This window comes from Lysinibacillus sp. NPDC097195, assembly GCF_044762075.1.
In the GTDB taxonomy this organism is placed as follows: domain Bacteria; phylum Bacillota; class Bacilli; order Bacillales_A; family Planococcaceae; genus Lysinibacillus.
Window position 1 is genome coordinate 113,221 of record NZ_JBIWDP010000001.1, and the last position, 17,287, is coordinate 130,507.

The 17,287-nt window shown below is 36.2% G+C and carries 30 protein-coding genes; 25 read left to right on the forward strand and 5 right to left on the reverse strand.

The genetic code is table 11. From position 1 onward, the window contains the following. Positions 1-638: 638 nt before the first annotated feature. On the forward strand, positions 639-932 hold the full coding sequence (locus ACIQXI_RS00515) for a KGG domain-containing protein (RefSeq protein ID WP_402925600.1): 294 nt from the start codon (positions 639-641) through the stop codon (positions 930-932). Positions 933-1,132: 200 nt separating this feature from the next. Then, entirely contained in the window at positions 1,133-1,690 is a 558-nt protein-coding gene (locus tag ACIQXI_RS00520) for an integrase (protein WP_402920300.1), read from the forward strand. Between the two features lie 355 nt (positions 1,691-2,045). Here the strand turns inward: ACIQXI_RS00520 and ACIQXI_RS00525 are convergent, their stop codons facing one another. The 4 genes from ACIQXI_RS00525 to ACIQXI_RS00540 form a co-directional block, all read right to left on the reverse strand. Next, the gene (locus ACIQXI_RS00525) at positions 2,046-3,206 is read right to left on the reverse strand and encodes a tyrosine-type recombinase/integrase (RefSeq protein WP_402920303.1); all 1,161 of its coding nucleotides are present in this window, start codon (positions 3,204-3,206) and stop codon (positions 2,046-2,048) included. A gap of 145 nt (positions 3,207-3,351) precedes the next feature. Next, positions 3,352-3,705: a YjgN family protein gene (locus tag ACIQXI_RS00530; RefSeq protein ID WP_402920306.1), complete on the reverse strand. Its 354-nt coding sequence runs from the start codon at positions 3,703-3,705 to the stop codon at positions 3,352-3,354. A gap of 95 nt (positions 3,706-3,800) precedes the next feature. Beyond that, positions 3,801-4,241, reverse strand: a complete 441-nt coding sequence (locus ACIQXI_RS00535) for an ImmA/IrrE family metallo-endopeptidase (protein WP_402920309.1) — start codon at positions 4,239-4,241, stop codon at positions 3,801-3,803. A 20-nt stretch (positions 4,242-4,261) separates the two neighbouring features. Then, a complete protein-coding gene (locus tag ACIQXI_RS00540; RefSeq protein WP_402920312.1) occupies positions 4,262-4,720 on the reverse strand; it encodes a helix-turn-helix domain-containing protein in 459 nt (152 codons plus the stop codon). A gap of 166 nt (positions 4,721-4,886) precedes the next feature. Here ACIQXI_RS00540 and ACIQXI_RS00545 point away from each other — a divergent pair, with 166 nt between their 5' ends. The 23 genes from ACIQXI_RS00545 to ACIQXI_RS00655 all read left to right on the forward strand — a co-directional run bounded on the left by ACIQXI_RS00545 (position 4,887) and on the right by ACIQXI_RS00655 (position 16,765). Continuing rightward, positions 4,887-5,117, forward strand: a complete 231-nt coding sequence (locus ACIQXI_RS00545; protein ID WP_402920314.1) for a helix-turn-helix transcriptional regulator — start codon at positions 4,887-4,889, stop codon at positions 5,115-5,117. 22 nt (positions 5,118-5,139) lie between these two features. Beyond that, positions 5,140-5,418 carry a helix-turn-helix transcriptional regulator gene (locus ACIQXI_RS00550; RefSeq protein WP_402920316.1) on the forward strand — a complete coding sequence of 93 codons (279 nt, stop codon included), beginning with the start codon at positions 5,140-5,142 and terminating at the stop codon, positions 5,416-5,418. 188 nt (positions 5,419-5,606) lie between these two features. Beyond that, positions 5,607-6,422: a Rha family transcriptional regulator gene (locus tag ACIQXI_RS00555; protein ID WP_402920319.1), complete on the forward strand. Its 816-nt coding sequence runs from the start codon at positions 5,607-5,609 to the stop codon at positions 6,420-6,422. Beyond that, positions 6,422-6,658 carry a hypothetical protein gene (locus tag ACIQXI_RS00560; protein ID WP_402920321.1) on the forward strand — a complete coding sequence of 79 codons (237 nt, stop codon included), beginning with the start codon at positions 6,422-6,424 and terminating at the stop codon, positions 6,656-6,658. The genes ACIQXI_RS00555 and ACIQXI_RS00560 overlap by 1 nt, the downstream gene beginning before the upstream one ends. Before the next feature lie 17 nt (positions 6,659-6,675). Further along, complete coding sequence (locus tag ACIQXI_RS00565) at positions 6,676-6,957, forward strand: hypothetical protein (protein WP_402920324.1); 282 nt, start codon at positions 6,676-6,678, stop codon at positions 6,955-6,957. Positions 6,958-7,167: 210 nt separating this feature from the next. Continuing rightward, positions 7,168-7,686, forward strand: a complete 519-nt coding sequence (locus ACIQXI_RS00570; protein WP_402920327.1) for a helix-turn-helix domain-containing protein — start codon at positions 7,168-7,170, stop codon at positions 7,684-7,686. Then, positions 7,683-7,928, forward strand: a complete 246-nt coding sequence (locus ACIQXI_RS00575; protein ID WP_402920330.1) for a hypothetical protein — start codon at positions 7,683-7,685, stop codon at positions 7,926-7,928. Before ACIQXI_RS00570 ends, ACIQXI_RS00575 begins: the two co-directional genes overlap by 4 nt. A gap of 307 nt (positions 7,929-8,235) precedes the next feature. Beyond that, a complete protein-coding gene (locus ACIQXI_RS00580) occupies positions 8,236-8,460 on the forward strand; it encodes a YqaI family protein (RefSeq protein ID WP_402920333.1) in 225 nt (74 codons plus the stop codon). Positions 8,461-8,528: 68 nt separating this feature from the next. Continuing rightward, entirely contained in the window at positions 8,529-9,458 is a 930-nt protein-coding gene (locus ACIQXI_RS00585) for a YqaJ viral recombinase family nuclease (RefSeq protein WP_402920336.1), read from the forward strand. A 1-nt stretch (position 9,459) separates the two neighbouring features. Then, on the forward strand, positions 9,460-9,636 hold the full coding sequence (locus tag ACIQXI_RS00590) for a hypothetical protein (RefSeq protein WP_402920339.1): 177 nt from the start codon (positions 9,460-9,462) through the stop codon (positions 9,634-9,636). Position 9,637: 1 nt separating this feature from the next. Continuing rightward, on the forward strand, positions 9,638-10,441 hold the full coding sequence (gene recT, locus ACIQXI_RS00595; RefSeq protein WP_402920342.1) for a recombination protein RecT: 804 nt from the start codon (positions 9,638-9,640) through the stop codon (positions 10,439-10,441). A gap of 231 nt (positions 10,442-10,672) precedes the next feature. After that, a complete protein-coding gene (locus ACIQXI_RS00600) occupies positions 10,673-11,320 on the forward strand; it encodes a hypothetical protein (RefSeq protein WP_402920345.1) in 648 nt (215 codons plus the stop codon). Positions 11,321-11,335: 15 nt separating this feature from the next. Then, positions 11,336-12,136 (forward strand): DnaD domain-containing protein, encoded by an 801-nt coding sequence (locus ACIQXI_RS00605; protein ID WP_402920348.1) that lies wholly within the window; start codon positions 11,336-11,338, stop codon positions 12,134-12,136. After that, positions 12,042-12,941 (forward strand): DnaA ATPase domain-containing protein, encoded by a 900-nt coding sequence (locus tag ACIQXI_RS00610; protein ID WP_402920351.1) that lies wholly within the window; start codon positions 12,042-12,044, stop codon positions 12,939-12,941. The genes ACIQXI_RS00605 and ACIQXI_RS00610 overlap by 95 nt, the downstream gene beginning before the upstream one ends. A 37-nt stretch (positions 12,942-12,978) precedes the next feature. Next, the gene (locus tag ACIQXI_RS00615; protein WP_402920354.1) at positions 12,979-13,128 is read left to right on the forward strand and encodes a hypothetical protein; all 150 of its coding nucleotides are present in this window, start codon (positions 12,979-12,981) and stop codon (positions 13,126-13,128) included. Then, positions 13,125-13,685 carry a hypothetical protein gene (locus ACIQXI_RS00620; RefSeq protein ID WP_402920357.1) on the forward strand — a complete coding sequence of 187 codons (561 nt, stop codon included), beginning with the start codon at positions 13,125-13,127 and terminating at the stop codon, positions 13,683-13,685. The genes ACIQXI_RS00615 and ACIQXI_RS00620 overlap by 4 nt, the downstream gene beginning before the upstream one ends. After that, a complete protein-coding gene (locus ACIQXI_RS00625) occupies positions 13,682-13,888 on the forward strand; it encodes a hypothetical protein (RefSeq protein ID WP_402920360.1) in 207 nt (68 codons plus the stop codon). Before ACIQXI_RS00620 ends, ACIQXI_RS00625 begins: the two co-directional genes overlap by 4 nt. Next, positions 13,885-14,160 carry a hypothetical protein gene (locus ACIQXI_RS00630; protein WP_402920363.1) on the forward strand — a complete coding sequence of 92 codons (276 nt, stop codon included), beginning with the start codon at positions 13,885-13,887 and terminating at the stop codon, positions 14,158-14,160. Before ACIQXI_RS00625 ends, ACIQXI_RS00630 begins: the two co-directional genes overlap by 4 nt. A 33-nt stretch (positions 14,161-14,193) precedes the next feature. Beyond that, positions 14,194-14,694 (forward strand): NUMOD3 domain-containing DNA-binding protein, encoded by a 501-nt coding sequence (locus tag ACIQXI_RS00635; protein ID WP_402920366.1) that lies wholly within the window; start codon positions 14,194-14,196, stop codon positions 14,692-14,694. Then, positions 14,694-15,203: a single-stranded DNA-binding protein gene (ssb, locus tag ACIQXI_RS00640; RefSeq protein ID WP_402920369.1), complete on the forward strand. Its 510-nt coding sequence runs from the start codon at positions 14,694-14,696 to the stop codon at positions 15,201-15,203. The genes ACIQXI_RS00635 and ssb overlap by 1 nt, the downstream gene beginning before the upstream one ends. A 25-nt stretch (positions 15,204-15,228) precedes the next feature. After that, a complete protein-coding gene (locus ACIQXI_RS00645) occupies positions 15,229-15,540 on the forward strand; it encodes a hypothetical protein (protein ID WP_402920372.1) in 312 nt (103 codons plus the stop codon). Between the two features lie 34 nt (positions 15,541-15,574). Next, positions 15,575-16,327 (forward strand): DNA adenine methylase, encoded by a 753-nt coding sequence (locus ACIQXI_RS00650; RefSeq protein ID WP_402920375.1) that lies wholly within the window; start codon positions 15,575-15,577, stop codon positions 16,325-16,327. 9 nt (positions 16,328-16,336) lie between these two features. After that, positions 16,337-16,765, forward strand: a complete 429-nt coding sequence (locus ACIQXI_RS00655) for a DUF1064 domain-containing protein (RefSeq protein ID WP_402920378.1) — start codon at positions 16,337-16,339, stop codon at positions 16,763-16,765. On the opposite strand, the gene ACIQXI_RS00660 is transcribed toward ACIQXI_RS00655, so the two are convergent. Next, positions 16,755-17,207, reverse strand: a complete 453-nt coding sequence (locus ACIQXI_RS00660) for an HNH endonuclease (protein WP_402920381.1) — start codon at positions 17,205-17,207, stop codon at positions 16,755-16,757. The genes ACIQXI_RS00655 and ACIQXI_RS00660 overlap by 11 nt on opposite strands. Between the last annotated feature and the right edge of the window lie 80 nt (positions 17,208-17,287).

Genomic DNA, 17,287 nt, shown 5'->3' on the forward strand with positions numbered 1-17,287 from the left:
TAGAGTTATAGGTTAGTAAAAGTTAATAAGGAGTAAGATTGTTGATTTGAATACGTTTAAATAAATGTTATTGTATGAAAACAAAATATATTTTTTGGAAATGTGTTCTATTTTCATGATAAGTTGAATAGTAAATAACTGATATTTAGTTGTTAATATAATGATAGTGTAAATGGTGTGAAAAAAATGAGGAATTGCTATTTTAATGTACAGTAAAATTTACAATGAATTAACATGTAATGAATGAACATGTTCAAATTAACTTATAGATTACCAATAACAGGTTTTTTCTAATAGAAGAAAGAACTTATAGGATAGAGGATGAATGATGACAACCATTGAACGCCGTATAACCGAACGATAGTCTGTAACTGATAAATATTAAAACTGCTTTAGAATATTGACGCTCCGTCAAAACGTCCTCTCTATCACGATTGCGCGATAGGTAATGCTATTAGAAAATGAGCAATCTTTTAATAAAAAGAAAGGAAATAATAGATTTTTTTAAAAACTATGTTTAGCCATGTAGAGACTGGGAATATAAATAGTGAGCTAGTCAATAGCTTAAAAAAATTAATTAGGAGGAATTAATAATGGCTAACAAGCAAAACAATCGCAACAGAAACAACAATGACAACATGACTGTAGAAGAAGCGGGACGTAAAGGCGGAGAAGCTACCTCCAAAAATCATGATCATGATTTTTATGAAGAAATTGGACGTAAAGGCGGAGAAGCTACGTCTAAAAATCATGGTCAGGAATTTTATCAAGAAATTGGGCGTAAGGGTGGAGAAGCGACAGCTGACAACCACGATGACAATTTTTATGAAGAAATAGGCCGTAAAGGTGGAGAAGCACGCAACAACCAGCGTAGCAATAACTCCAATGGCAACCACAATCAACGTAATAAAAATAACAATAATAACAACTAATTGAATAGTAGGTAAAAGCCTAAACAAGCTAAAAGACGTTTGTAGTTTAAAACTACAAACGTCTTTTTTGATGATGAATAACTCTTTCCTCTAAAAATGCAGGATAAATATGTTGTATTTCTCCTAATTTTAGTATATATTTAATCCGCTTCTAATAAATTATCATTAGCTTGTTTTCAGAGGAAAAGAGGAAAGAGATAATGACAACATTGAACATTGAACAAGAACTATATAGTGTAATACATTCCGTTATGCAAACAGTAGGGATAACGATGGCAATAAAAGAAGATCATTCTGGTATTAATATGAGTTATAACTTTATTGGTGATTATATAGGATTTGATGCCAAACGACTAAAAGAAGCGGGAAATGAGCTAATGATACCACTTCCGCTGGATGTTTATGTAAAAACTATTACTTTACATGAACTAGGTCATGCTGTTGACCGCGAAGCACTACAAGCATCCCTTCCAAGAACAATAGAGATTTTCCAGATGAAAAGACAACATACTAAAAAAGAAATTTACCGTAACGAGCACCTTTTATCTATGATTATAGAAGAGCATGAAATGAATATCGAATTCGAGGAAACGGCATGGAACAACGCATGGGAACTTAATAATACCTGTCATTTAATAGATAAAAAGGACTTTGACTATATAAAGCAACATAGCTTAGCGACCTATAATAAATTATTTCAACAAGATTTACAGTCGTACCATAACCTTGTAAGCCAACCTGTTTTGCAGTTGGCATAGATACTCTGCATTCAAGATTGTTTGATTGCCTGACATCTAAAGTCACTCATCTGAATCATGAGTGACTTTCTTTTTTTGTATAGAAAATGGTCAGTTAATTAGGTTTATTTACCTAGCAGAAGTTGACTTGGAACGATCGATGTTTAATGTTAAGTTGCTATTATACACAAAAACCCCGCAAACACTTGAATAATCAAGGTTGCGGGGTTTAAGAAACGCAAACATTCTAACGTTAAAAAATTAACGAGAGAAGTGCTCAATAGTTTCTTAAACCCTTGTGCCTCTAAGAACGAAGGGTACTTTTGAAAAGCGTTCCCCCAATTCTTCCCCCAAATCACCCAAAATAGGGGGGATTTCACCCATTTTTTAATGCTTCAGCAAACACATCTGTAACCTTCTTTTTATCATCTTCAATGACGTGAGCATATGTTTCCCAAATGACTTTTGGAGTATTTCCAAGTCGTTCAGCAACAGTCGCAACATCTTCACCACTGTATAACAAAATCGATGCATGTGTATGTCTTAGTGTATGAGGTTTAACCGTTGTATCCATTTTTTCTGACAAACGTTTAAAAGCATAAAATAAACTGTTATCAGCATAAGGCTCCCTCGTCTGCGAAGAAATAAAAACATAATCGTCTTTCTTTAATTGTTCTCCATCCTCTAACAGAATTTCTAAACACCATAATCGGTACTTTTTCAAAAGTTTAATTAATGGATCATCAATGGCGATAGTACGGTAACTATTCTTGGTTTTAGGTGTTCTATGACCATTTCTGTCACGAGTTCCTTCTATAGTAATAGTACCGTTAGTTAAATCGACATTTTTCCACTTTAAAGCTAAAGCTTCACCACGACGAATTCCAGTAAAAGCAATTGTTCTAATAATGGCGTAAGATGTAATTGGCTCATCTAATTCCGCGATTTCTAGCATTTTATTTAGTTGCTGGATATTTAAAACGTTTGGCTTTTCAAGTTCTTCGTCATTAATAACGACTTTTGTAAATCGGTTTCGAGGGATAATTTCAGCATCTACGGCAGCATTAACAGCGACTTTGAATACACGATGGAATAGCCGCACAGTAGATGGTTTGTATTGCTTTAATAAGGGTGTAATAAATTTTCGTTTATACGTTTCTTTATCAAGCGAAGATAGTTTCATCTTACCGATTAACGGTTTCACCTGGTATCTAATGATGTTCTTCCTTTGCTTTTGAGTAGTGATAACCCACTCGCGTTCATTAGATTCGTACCATATATCCATCCATGCCCCGATAGTCATATTCTCGTGTTCAACTTGAATCGAGTTCCCACTAAGTAACGTAGACTTTACTTCTAATAATTTACGAAATGCAGCAGTTTCAGTTGTAAAACCTTGGCCTGTTTTTTCTTTACGTTTACCTAACACATCGTAATAACGATGGCGGTAGGCATATTTTTTAATTCCATCAGTATCGATGTACCAATATAAATCATTATCTTTTTTCGTTCTATTCATCTTTGGTTTTTTACTCATTTGACATTCCCCGTTCTTATATCACGGACAGGTGTACATTAACAGGTGATAGTCTAGGCATCACTCCTTTCGAAATGGGAATATACGTTCTTTTTTAGTGTAATAAAATAGCTTCTTTCATTTAAGAAGCTATATGTAAGAAAGTTTACTTTGCAAATGATGTGTTACGAGCTTTCCAATCTTCTAACTTGATAAATACCCAAAAGCCGTAAATACCTATTGTTATCACAGTTAGTAACCACCATTTAATCCAGTGACCGAATAAACCAATCGCTGAACCACTAAATTTTAAACGGCGTCCTTCAACAACAGTGTGATTGATTTTCCAACCATAAATCATTGTTATTGACCATGGATAACAAATACCTAATGTACAAACAGTTACAAGTGTACCTAAAATGCACCATCCGATAAATTGAAGTAATCCACCATCAAAGTATGATGTTTGACCCCTTCTGTTTTCTAGCTGTACTTCTTGAGTAATGATGTTTGTTGTCATTTCTAACCCTCCTCAATGTGTTGTGATTTAACTTTTTATGTTAATTGAAATTAAATCCTAAAGTAATACTTTTTATGTTTTCCGACAATTATGTATTAAAATAGCCCCTTACATTTCAGTTTCACCAGCTCTAGCGGTACGTTATGTAATGAAGCTATATTGTAAATGGTTTTTTGTTCATCGTAATCAAATAAATTTTCATCCGGTATTAAAAGATGAGCGGCAAAGGTATTTGCTTCAATTTCTACTTTATCAACAGAGAAAAACGTATTTGTTCTCATGAAAGGTGTGTTTAGTTTAGTATGTAAAATTGCATGACCTAATTCATGAGCACAAACAATAAGTTGTTCTTCACTGCTTAAGCTACTGTTAATAAAAATAAACCGATTACGTTTTTCATATTGATAAAAACCTTTTATATCAGGTGGTAGATCCCAATAAAAAATTTCTATCCTTAAATATTTGGCTAACGAAAATGGATTCCGGGTACCGTACTTTTTATATAAAGCCCCTACTTTTTGTCTAACCCACTCCATCCGCATCCCCTCGAATCGTTTTAATCTTCTTTATCTCTATATTTATTAGGAATGTACTTTTTGTTGTTTTTCTTCGCTAGTCGTACACCAAATTCCATTGCTTCTAATAAGGATTCTTTTGCTTCATCACTCATTGGTTCACCATCGAAAAGTAGACCAGTTGCAGATGATAAATCTTCACGTAGTTCAGCCATGCGCTTTGCTACATCTCTCTCATCTTTATCTAATTTTTCAATATCAACGGAATTTGATTTAAAACCTGATAAATTTTGTTCTGTAATATCTTTAAACCTACCTAATAATAAATCTGTAGAAACCCCGAAAAAATCTGCAAATTTTTCAAGTGTATCGAAGTCTGGTTGTCTTTTACCTTGTTCATAATTAGCAATTTGACCTCTTGATAAATTCATTTTTTCCGCAAGATCATATTGACTTAATTTCCTTTCTTTTCGTAAGCCAGCTAAAATCTTCCCAAACATTTATATCACCTCTTTATTAACATTATATAAGTAGAAACTCATTGTTTCTATAAAAGGTATAATTAAGAAACAAAAAGTTTCTAGAAAAGGTTGACAGAAACGATATGTTTCCTTTAATATGTGTATATAAAGAAACAAAGTGTTTCCTAAAAGGAGGTTTGAAGATATGGAAACTGTAATTAAGGATAGAAAAACTTTAATAAGACTTCGCGGTGATAAAACTAGAACAGAGGTTGCCTTGGATCTAGATATCACCCGTCAAATGCTAGGCGCAATTGAAAGAGGGGATAGAACACCTTCATTAAATTTGGCAAAAAAGATTGCAGATTACTACGGTAAAACTGTTGATGAAATTTTTTTTACAAACATAGGACACGAAATGTGTCTTATATCATGAACAAATGAAAGGAATGGTAAATATGAACTGGAGCATGACCAAACCAAAGCGCAAAAAGAAACGTAATGAATCTTCTCCATCATGGGAATTTCAAAACCTTAAAGGTTCTAAACGTGTACGCCTGATTGCTGAAAGAAAAACTAAAGGTTATACACAAGCGCAATTAGGTGCACTTGTAGGTTGTTCAGGTTCGATGATCAGTTCTCTTGAATCGGGTAGGTTAAATCCAAGTTTAGAAGTTGCACTTCAGTTGGAAGTAGTTTTGCAAACACCATATTTTGAATTATTTCCTGATTTATAAAAAAAGTACTTGACATCCAAAATACGTTTTTTACCAATTTTACGTTTTGAACCCTAACTAATCGGAAGGTGATTCTAAAAATCCCATGAAAAACTTAAAGAATCTTAAAGAACATATAGTTAAAAAATACCAAATATGGTAAAAGCTCAATTTCTATAATAAGTATTAACACTAAAAGGAGGTTTATTATGAATCAATTAAATGTAGTTTCATTCAACGGTCAATTAGTTACTGATAGTCGCCAGGTTGCAAAAATGGTAGGCAAACGTCATGCGGATTTATTAGAAAGTATTAGTAGTTATAAACAAACTTTGGACAACGGAAAATTCCGTTCTCAAGAGTTCTTCATTAACCACACATACAAATCGTTACAAAACAAAGGATTACCTTGTTTCTTATTAACAAGAAAAGGTTGTGACATGGTAGCGAATAAAATGACTGGTGAAAAAGGTGTACTTTTCACAGCAGCATATGTCACACGTTTTGAAGAAATGGAAGAACAACTAAAAGCAACAAATCCTAAATTGCCTTCAAATTATAAAGAAGCTTTAATGGCTTTAATAGAAAAAGAAGAAGAACGTGAACAATTGGAACTAGAAAATAGAATGTACAAACAACAAATTGCCGATGCAAAACCAAAACTTACTTACATTGATGAAGTCTTACGTTGTACAGATTTACTATTAACAACACAAATAGCAGAAGATTACGGAATGAGTGCAATAGCATTTAACAAACTGTTACACAAACACGGTATTCAATACAACTTAAATAAACAATGGTTGCTATACAGCAAGTATAAAGGATTAGGATACACGAAATCTGAAACAAAAGAGTTTCGAAAACCTGATGGTTCTATAGGTGTTAATCTTCACACTAAATGGACACAAAAAGGTCGTTTGTTCTTATATGAAACACTAAAAACAAAGGGAATTTTACCAACTATGGAACAAATGAAATTAACGCTAATCGAAAATAAATCAACTGAAGGGCTGGGAGCTTAATGTTAGAACTAATCCGAAAGAACACTTTACTAACAGATGCATTCTCAATAGAAACTGATACAGATGTTGACAATGCTATGTCCGTTATCTCTATTAATCCAGTGGAGGGTAACGCTGAAAAAGGTTTTACAGAAACAACTGGAATTACATTAAGTCTTGATCGTGAACAAATTGACGAAATGATTTTTATTTTACATGAAGCTAGCAATGCTCTTAAACGTTCAGAAAATATTTAAATGGACGGAGGTATCGTATGAACGCAATTGCACAGGTTGAAGTCAAAGTAGACAACGAGGCATTAGATGCAAAATACGACGAAATATTTGAAAAACACATTGTAATAAGAAAGAAATTAGTAACTGTCAAACAACTTGCTGCTATGTACAGCATGGAACGTGATGCACTAGAAGATGCGTTTTTTACAGATCCTCGAATTAAACTATACGAGCGTCGCAGAGGAAAAGGCAAACGCTTCTGGATTGCAGAAAAAGTAATCCCTATTATGGACGAAATCATTGAATTCGAATGGCAATAAAAATAATACACGGACAGGTGTACAAACATTCGATTTAAGAACAGGAGAGGCCAGGGCAAATGGCCTCTGTCAAACTACCAATCTAGTAAGAGGTAGGGGCAAATCTACCTCTTAACCTTTATTATACAGACATTTTATATAAATGGCGGTCTCATAGAAGTTAACTTTAAAGTGAAATGTGACTTAAATCAACCGGTAAGGAATGGAAATATGACTGTGACTGGAAATTTAGTTGGTGAAGTTATGAAAGAACTAAGGGGCAGTGAAACACAAATGCAATTTGGCTTTGAAGTTGGAGTAGGAAGAGAAGCAATTTCAAAGTATGAAAACGGTCGAACGAAAGTGCCCACAGATATTAGCCGAAGCATAGTTGGCAAATATGATAATCCTAAGTTCGCATTAACGGTACAACATGAGTATACAGGCACTGGCCCTATTTATTTGAACGGTCCAAATGTAGACCTTCATAGGTGTAGTGTACGTGAAAAAACAATAGAAGAACTCCAAGAAGCTTTGGAATCAATAACTAGTACGAGTCTTGCTAAACCAAGCGATGCTATAGAACACTTCGAAAGAAAAAACATTATGGACATGATAGAGGAAGCAGTAGAAGCTGCTACTGCCCTGGCGAACTTCATTGCAGTTACTACGGAGCATCTTGGTATTAGCTACTCGGGAGTATGGATGGATCATTATAAGTATCTTCAAAAGGCAGGGTTTATTAAATGAATTTGGATGAACAAATAGAACGAGAAATTAGATGCATTGAAGATTTAGCAGATGAAATCAGAATGCTTGCTCGAAAGGGTCAAATCAACTTAGCGAAACAACGAGAACTTGACCTACATAATTCATTGGATCAACTAGAAAAACATCATAGACGCAGTAAATTATGGTCGACAGCTGCAGACTTAAAACTTCAAGGGAAAAACGCGAAAGTGGTGAAGAAGGTTGTGGAAATGGCTAGATAACTATTTTTACTTGCCAGAGGATGAAGTGCCGGAGTCACACAGGAAGTTTTGTGTTGGTGCTGCAATTACTATGTTAGTCATTGGTGTACCAGTAATTATTGCTTGTTGGCAATAAAAAAGCTGCTTAATCGCTGGAACGATTAAACAGCAGTGCGGTTATAGTCTACCCACATTATAACACAAAATCAGACGTTTGCGAGTCGAAACTCGCTCTCGTCAAGCAGCTTGTAAATGGTTGGTTAGCCGTTTCCTCTTTGGAATTTACAAGCTGCTTGATGGGAAATGCCATCAGAAAGAAGGTGAGAACATGAATCTTCTGATTGAAAATCCTATGGTGTTAGGAACGATTCAAAGAGTTGATAGAGTACCGACATTTCGGTTTGTAGAAAAAGAATTTCGTGATTTTTACGGCAGTTTAATTGTAAGTAATGACGATTACATGGAGTTTCGGAACGGTGATATCGTCCACATGGATAACATTCACACGTACTTAGAAGATCACTTCAAAGCGTCATTTTGCACAAAAAAATAAACCACTACTCGTAATAGTGGCTTAAGAAAACATTAATTAACGGTATTTTAACACAGGAGGTTAAGAGAATGGAAGCAGTATCTACTTTAGAAATGAATCGCATTGAATGGCTCCAACTACGAAAAAGTGGTATCGGTGGTTCTGATGCGTCAGCAATTCTTGGTTTTAATCGCTGGAAGTCAGCGTTTCAGTTATACATTGAAAAAACATCTGAAATGGTTGAAGAAATCGATAATGAATTTGTGTATTGGGGCAATGTGCTAGAGGACATCGTTGCGCAAGAGTTTGCAAGGCGCACAGGTAAAAAAGTACAACGTGTGAATCGAATGTTACGACATCCTGATTACCCATTCATGACCGCTAACTTAGATCGTCGAATCGTTGGCGAGAAAGCAATTCTCGAATGTAAAACAACATCAACCTACAACAAGGATGCGTGGGAAGGTGACGAAGTGCCAGCAGCGTACATTTGTCAGTTGCAACATTATCTAGCTGTCACAGGATTTGAAAAGGCGTATATCGCTGTTTTGATAGGTGGTAATACGTTCGTTTGGAAAGAAGTTGCTCGTGATGATGAATTTATTGAGCTGATGATTGAACGAGAAAAAAACTTCTGGCAAAACAATGTGCTTGCAAACGTACCGCCCGCGATTGATGGTAGTGAATCAGCTTCTGAATTGTTAGCCAAGATGTACCCACAGGATGATGGCTCTGCAATTATGTTGGACGAGCAATCAAACACATTAATTGAAGCGATTGAATCATTAAAGGCCGAGGAAAAGCAACTCGAAAAGCAACGTAAAGAGTATGAAAATCAACTCAAAATGACGCTAGGTGAGGCTGCAGAAGGTCACTCTAATTGCTTTAAGGTGACACACAAAACAGTTGTCACTAATCGATTAGATAGCAAGCGTTTAAAAGAAGAACAGCCAGCTATTTATGACAAGTACGTTAAAGAATCTCAATCAAGACGCTTATCAATTAAGGAGGCTAATTAACATGTCTAATTTAAAAAAATTCGTCGTTAGAGAAATAATAACTACGGAGACAACAACGGTTGTATATGGCAAAAACGAAAAAGAAGCCTTGCATTTCTATAGTCGAGGTATTAACGATTGCCCAGCGGTAATTACAGAAAACAAAACAACAGTAATTCAACCTACAGGAGGTATTTAAGATGGCAACTACAACAGATTTAAAAGCTCAAATGCAACAAGCACCAGCTACACAACAAAAACCAAAAACAATTGATGATTACCTAAAACAAATGGCACCAGCAATGGCACAAGCGTTACCAAAACACATGGATGTTGACCGTTTGATGCGCTTGGCAATGACTACGATTCGAACAACGCCAGCGCTTAAAGATGCAGATGTTTCTAGTTTACTAGGTGCGGTAATGCAAGCTGCACAACTAGGTTTGGAACCTGGTTTAATGGGTCACTGCTATTTACTACCTTTCAAAAATAACAAAAAGGGCATCACAGAGGTTCAATTTATTATCGGCTATAAAGGGATGATCGATCTTGCAAGACGAAGTGGTCATATTCAATCAATTTATGCCCATGCTGTATACGAAAAAGACGAGTTCGAGTATGAGCTAGGCCTTGATCCAAAGTTAAAGCATAAACCTTGTATGGATGAAGAGAAAGGGAATTTTGTAGGTGCCTATGCTGTAGCTCACTTTAAGGATAAGGGATATCAATTTGAGTTCATGTCAAAAGCCGAAATCGAGAAGCGTAAAGGTCGTTCAAAGGCTGCCAACTCAAACTATTCACCTTGGGCTACAGACTACGAAGAAATGGCGAAAAAGACCGTTGTACGACACATGTGGAAGTACCTACCTATTAGTGTGGAAATGCAACAACAAGTAGCTTATGACGAGGGCACAGCACCAAAGCGTGAAATTAAGGACATCACTCCAGATACAGAGTTTTTTGTTGATGCACCTGAAATTGAAGTAGAAGTAGTTAATGAATAACGTACCGTCAAAAGTGTTATTGCCTGCTTAGATATTCCAACAGGCGAAGGATAACGATGAAATAAAGCACCTTGTGCTCGATTACATGCGTAGATACCCAAATTACAGGGTGATGAAGGTTAGTGGTAGTTTCGCAGTTTGTGAGAGGGAGCAAGGGCTTTTATAGGACAACAGGCAAGATGATTTTTATTCCTTAATTTTAGAATATTGAAAATATGGAGGGCGAAAAACATGGCAATAGCATTAAAAAATAATGAACTGGAATTAGTGGGGCGTGAAAGATTGACGCCAGCAATAGATGTAGCAAAAAAGTTTGTATCTACATCACAAGCAAGACCGGCATTAACTTATGTAGCTATACGAAAAAACGGTGAGATCCATGCAACGGATAGTCATCGAGCAATTATCTTGAAAAACATTCATTCTTACAAAGAAGAATTATTGTTGAATCATAAAACATTGGATTTGATGAAAGGTTACAACTATCCAGAACTGGGTGGGTTATTAAAAGTTGGAGAGCCTCCTCAATCTTCGTTCCAGTTATCTAAAGAAAATGCAATGCAACTTTTACCTGCAATTAAATTTATAAAGGCAAACAAGTTTTCAACTATGAAATTTACGTTTACAAACGAATCGATTGAACTTTCAGTACCTGGCATTCACTTAAAATTAGATGGTTTTGAATTTGATATTAATCAGCACAAAGATACTGATAATACACTCTCTTTCACACCATCGTACTTATTAGATGCTTTTGAAGCATTTATAAAATTTTCTTCAGATGAAAATATCACTGTTTATAACCAAGGGGCATTAAGAATTTTTATTTTAGAAAATGAAGAAATGACTATAGGGGTTTTACCGCGCAGAGTTTTTTAGGAGAGGTGAGGGCAAATGGGCATCATCCGAGTGGCTAAGAACAGCAACTATGTAGTGATGAATCGAACAGCATTAAACGACAACCGGCTATCTTGGAAAGCTAAAGGCATAATGGCATATATGCTTTCAATGCCAGATGATTGGGTGTTTTACATGGACGAATTAATGACACATTCAACAGATGGCAAAGCGTCATTTAGAGCCGGGTTCAATGAGTTAAAGACGTGTGGTTACATTGAACGAAAACCTATTCGCGAAGGGCAAAGAATTAAAGAATGGGAAACAATCGTTCATGAAGTACCTATTCATTCTCTACTTACCGATTTTCAAGAAGTAGAAAAGCAAGAAATAGAAAACCAAGAAGTAGGTTTTCAAGAAGTAGAAAATCGAACACTACTAAGTATTGATAATAACCAAGTATTGAATAAACCAAATACTGATAATAACCAAGTACTGACTACAGACATGCAGCAAGCTCAAAGGCTATATGAGTTTTTTGTCAGTCGTCTGCAAAAGTTCCCTAGTGATAAGTTACGAGATGACATTGACTACTATCTAGCAACTTACCATGATGTTGATCTAATTATCGAAGCATTTGAACGAGCGCTTATAAATGGCCGAGTTACAAACAAAGAAAAATACGCTAATGGCACATTACGTAACTGGAAACACGAAGGTACGACAACTATCGAGCTATTAGCTAAAAAGGAGGCACAGCAACTTGCAAGCGATAAGCAACGACCTACAGGAGTTCATGGACAAGCTACAGGCAAAGATGCAGACATTCTCGCAAAACTCAGAACCTACAGCAGTTGAGGATAAGGATTATCTTTGTTCGAAATGCAAAGATCAAGGCGGCTTTATAGTTCGGAGAAAGGCTGGAGAAACAACAGTTTCCATGTTTCAAGGACAACAAATAGAAAAAACTTTAGCCTACGATATGGATGATTGGCAAGATTGCGAGTGTATAAAAATCCGTCGTGTTAACAATTTAATTAAATCTAGCACTATCACAGAAGAGTTTCAGAAGATGGGCTTTAAGAATTTTCACGTAGAAGATCGGCCAGAAGCAATCAAGCGAATGAAAGAACTAGCTAAACTCTATTACAGAAATTTTCACACTGTACGGAATGAAAGAGTAAACAGCGTTGTTTTTATTGGTCAACCAGGCTGTGGTAAAACGCATCTTTTAACAGCAATAGCTAATTGCTTAATGTATGAGCACCAGATACCGGTCTTATATTTTCCGTTCAAAGATGGGATGAATTCTATTTCAGAAAATGACTTCGAAAATAAACACAAGATTATTCAACGAATGAAAGATGTGGACGTGTTATTTATCGATGATTTGTTTAAACCTATTGGCGGACGACTTGAATTTGACAAGGAAGGTAAGCCCAAAATAATAAAATTCCAAGCTGAAGTGATTTATGAAGTGTTCAATTATCGATATTTAAATAAGTTACCGATGCTTGTTTCAACAGAATTAACCTTAGAAGAATTATTGCTGATTGATGAGGCAACTATGAGCCGTGTGTTTGAAATGGCTGCGGATTACACAGTAACCGTTGATAAGGATATGAGTAATAACTACCGCTTACGTAAGGTGATGGGATTATAACGAGGGGCGCACAGCCCCTTGATTGGAGGGGGAAGGTATGAAGAAGTGTGAACGTTGCGATCAAGAAAAAGAGTCATTCCCACTAGGCGATGATGTATGTGAGGATTGTTGCAACAATTTACTTTTAGGAAGTTCTTCACCTTTTGATTGGAGCCAAGTTGATTTTGAAAAGGGGGATTATAAATGAACGTAGATATTCAATTTTTGAAGGAATTGCAAGAAGAGTTAAATACACAACCAAACGATGGAAATGCAGCACCTAATTTTTGGGGCTTGATGGATTACAAGTGGACTCCTACAGCAGAGGGGTTTGAGGACAGAACGTCAATTTATCTACCAAGATGCGGTGAAGCGTGGGAGCCAACAGCGCTGTATGACGATTTCATCGATGGTGAAATTGAAGTTTCTGACGAGGCATTAGAGGACTTACATTCTACAGATGCATCTAATGATGAGGATTTCTTAGCATGGATAAAATGCTTTTATGATGATGAAGCCTACATTGTCTATGAGAAGAAAGAAAGCTTTATAGTGCCAGATAGAATGTTCATCACAAAGGCTGAGGCTCAGCAACATATCAAAATGAATCATTATCATTACACAAAAGATGTAGCGATTTATACAGATGAAGCTCACACCTACGCAATGACAGCTTGGCGAGCACCAAAGGTAGAGAGATTACTCAATATTCTAATGTCGTTTGATTGGGAATCAGTTCAGGTGAAGGAGAGTGTAACGAAATGAATCCAGTATTTTTAGGCTTTGGAGCAACACCTTACGCAGTAATCATATGGCGTGATGGGGATGAGGCTAAGTCGAAAACAATTTGCTTTGATGAAATCGAATTACAAGAAGGGCTGGCAATGCATGATAATCCTAATGGCTTTTATCACAAATTCGAGCCGAAGGTTTACTATCCAGAACAGAGAAAGGAAATGATTGCATGAGTGAGACTAAGTTTCGTAAAGGCGACATCATACACAATCGATATGCAGGCCATCCATCAATCAAATATTTTATCTACTCAGGTGTTTCTGGTAAATACGTAAACGGCCTTGAACTACGAGAAGGTAAAGGCATTAAAAAGTGTCAGTATTACAAAAGTGACATGAACAACATGTTAGATGGTGAACCAGCCTTTCAAGTTGTTGGATATACAAATGCTTTTGAAGTGATGAAACAAGATTTATTGAAATTTATTCAGGAGGAAACAGCATGATAAACAGAGTCGTATTAGTTGGAGGTGACAATAATGCCAGTAAACAACAAGGGTGAAAATAATCCGATGTTTGGTAAGAAACACAGCGAAGAAACCAAAAGGAAAATAGCTGAGTCTCGAAAAAAATACAAAAGAGAAAAAAGCTCATCTTGGAAAGGTGGAAAACGAATTTCTAGCAACGGTTATGTTGAAATTTTTCTACCGGAGCATCATAGATCCAGAAAGAACGGTTATGTATTTGAACACATTTTAGTTGTTGAATTATGGCTTAAAAGACATCTCAAACCTAATGAACAAGTTCACCATGTAAACAAAATTAAAACTGATAACAGGATAGAAAATTTACAAGTTGTTGATATTGCAGAGCATTCTAGACTCCATGCTAAAGAACGCAGGAAAGGTGAATATCTAAAATGTATTGTTTGTTCAAAAGAATTTTACAGGAAACCTTCACATGTTAGTAAAGCTAAATGTTGTAGTTTGAAATGTGTTGGACATTATACGCATTTGAAGAAGAAAGGAAAATTAGCTTAATGATAAATCGTACAGTGTTAGTCGGAAGATTAACTAAAGATCCACAACTTTCGTACACTCAGTCAGGCATAGCATCATGTCGCTTTACAGTGGCAGTTAACCGTACATTCAAAGGGCAGAATGGTGAACCGGAAGCTGACTTCATTAGTTGTGTAGCTTGGCGTAAACAAGCCGAGAATCTAGCAAACTTCATGAAGAAAGGTAATTTAATTGGAGTTGAAGGACGTATCCAAACAGGCAGCTATGAGGGGCAGGATGGCAAGCGTGTATATACGACTGACGTTGTTACAGACAGCATTCAGTTCTTAGAGCCAAGAAACAGCGCAGGAAGCTCAAAGAGTACGTCGAACTACGAATCTAGTACAAATACAGGTGGAACGAATCTAAACCCACCACAGGGCAATTATAGCGGTAATAATAACCAGCCAAGTTATACGAGAGTCGATGAAGATCCATTTGCTAATAGTAAGGGGCCGATTGAGGTTAGTGAGGACGATTTACCATTTTGAGGAATATCGAAAATGAGGTGAGCTAATGGAGCAAATCGAATTTGACCTAGGATTACCGGAGGAACCACCACAGAATAAACAAATTGAACCCAATGGTATGTGTCGTAAATATGGTTATGGACCAGAGGATGCTACATGCAAAACATGTTATTACTTGCTGAAAAAACAACATGAACGTGACCTTAAAACACATTGGTATAAATGTTCGCTGCAAAGGACTGGTACCGGATGCGGACCTGATATAAGACTGAAATATAAAGCTTGTAGGAAGTATGCAGAGAGTTTGATTACGAGGAAGGTGAATGAGCATGAAAAGAATTCTAAATTACGTGGGTAGCAAGTGGAACTTAGCAGAATGGATAGTAAGCCAGATGCCAGAGCACAACATTTATCTCGAAACTCATTTTGGTAGTGGTGCCGTGTTATTCAACAAGCAACCCTCAAAAATCGAGACAGTGAACGACATTGACGGCAATATCGTGAATCTATTCAAAGTCATTCGAGAACAACCGGAACAGCTGGCTAAACATATTCAACTCACTCCATATTCAAGACAAGAATACATTTTATCTTTTGAGGCTTTACAAGGTCAATTAAGTGACTTAGAGAGAGCTAGAGTGTTCCTTGTTCGTTGTTGGATGGCCCGAGGAGGTAAAACAAGTGACCGTACAGGGTGGCGTCACAATGTAGACTCAACAACATTTAGTGCATTACCTGATTGGCGCAAGCTACCAGCTGTCGTTTTAGAAGCAACGGAACGATTACAAAATGTACAAATTGAAAATTTAGATGCTGCAACATTGATAGGCCGTTACAACAAAGAGGATTGTTTGATATACAGTGATCCACCGTATTTATTGAGCACACGTACAAAACGACACTATGCTCATGAAATGACAAACGAACAACACGAAACATTATTACTGGCTCTAAATCAACATCGAGGATTTGCCATGATAAGTGGATACGACAGCGATATGTACAATGACATCTTACGAGGTTGGAAAAGAATTTCAAAGATGGCCACAACCGAAGCTGCGAAAGAAAAATGCGAAAGTCTGTGGCTCAATCCTCAAATAATTGAGCGTGGATATATACAAGAAACACTTTTTGGAATTGTGTAGGAGGAAAGTATGGGCAAAGCAAAATACGGAAACAAAAAAGTCGTACATGACGGAATTACATTCGATTCAGCGATAGAAGCAAGGTATTACGATCACTTGAAACACCTACAAGCACAAGGCATTGTGAAAGCTTTTGAATTACAGCCAAGGTTTGTGTTATTGCCAAAGTTCGAAAAGAACGGAAAGAAGTATCGTGAGATAGGTTATAATGCGGATTTTACTGTTCATTATGCAGATGGTCATACAGAAGTAATTGACATCAAGGGGATGGTTACACAGCAATTTGAATTGAGGAAGAAGTTATTTGAATATCGTTATCCGCATGAATTAAAGCTTCTAACGTATTCAAAAATTGATGGTGGTTGGATAACTCATGATGATTTAAAAAAGGCTAGAAAATCACGTAATGATATGAAAAAGAACGTCACTATTCAATGACGTTCAACGAAGGTGCGAATTCACCAAAATATTTTAATTCACCTTTTATTCGAGCTTGTTTAGCTTCTTCGAAAGTGTCGTAAGTTCCGAGACTAATTTCTTTTCTATCTACCATTATTCTCGCACGAAACCGACCACTAGGCATAACTCTAATACCTGGATAACCAGTTGAGTTGTTTTTAGAAATTTTGTTATTTCGGGTATTTTGGACATTGCTGCATATTCGTAAATTTTCTTTCCGGTTATCCATAGGGTTCCCATTGATATGATCAACAACTTCTTTAGGGTTATCCAAATCTAGAATGTAACGATGTAGCTTAGTATTCTTTTTATTGATACGTGCTACCAAGTAACCAGTTTTACTGATACACCATGAAGATTTAGATACTCTTTCTAGATCTTCTAAGTCAAATATAAAATCTTCACCTTTATGGGTTGTCATCCTGACGACATCCCCATCAATTAAGTAAGGATTTTTCTTTTTGCCTTTCAGCTCCAAAGAGCCGTTGGCATACATTCTCA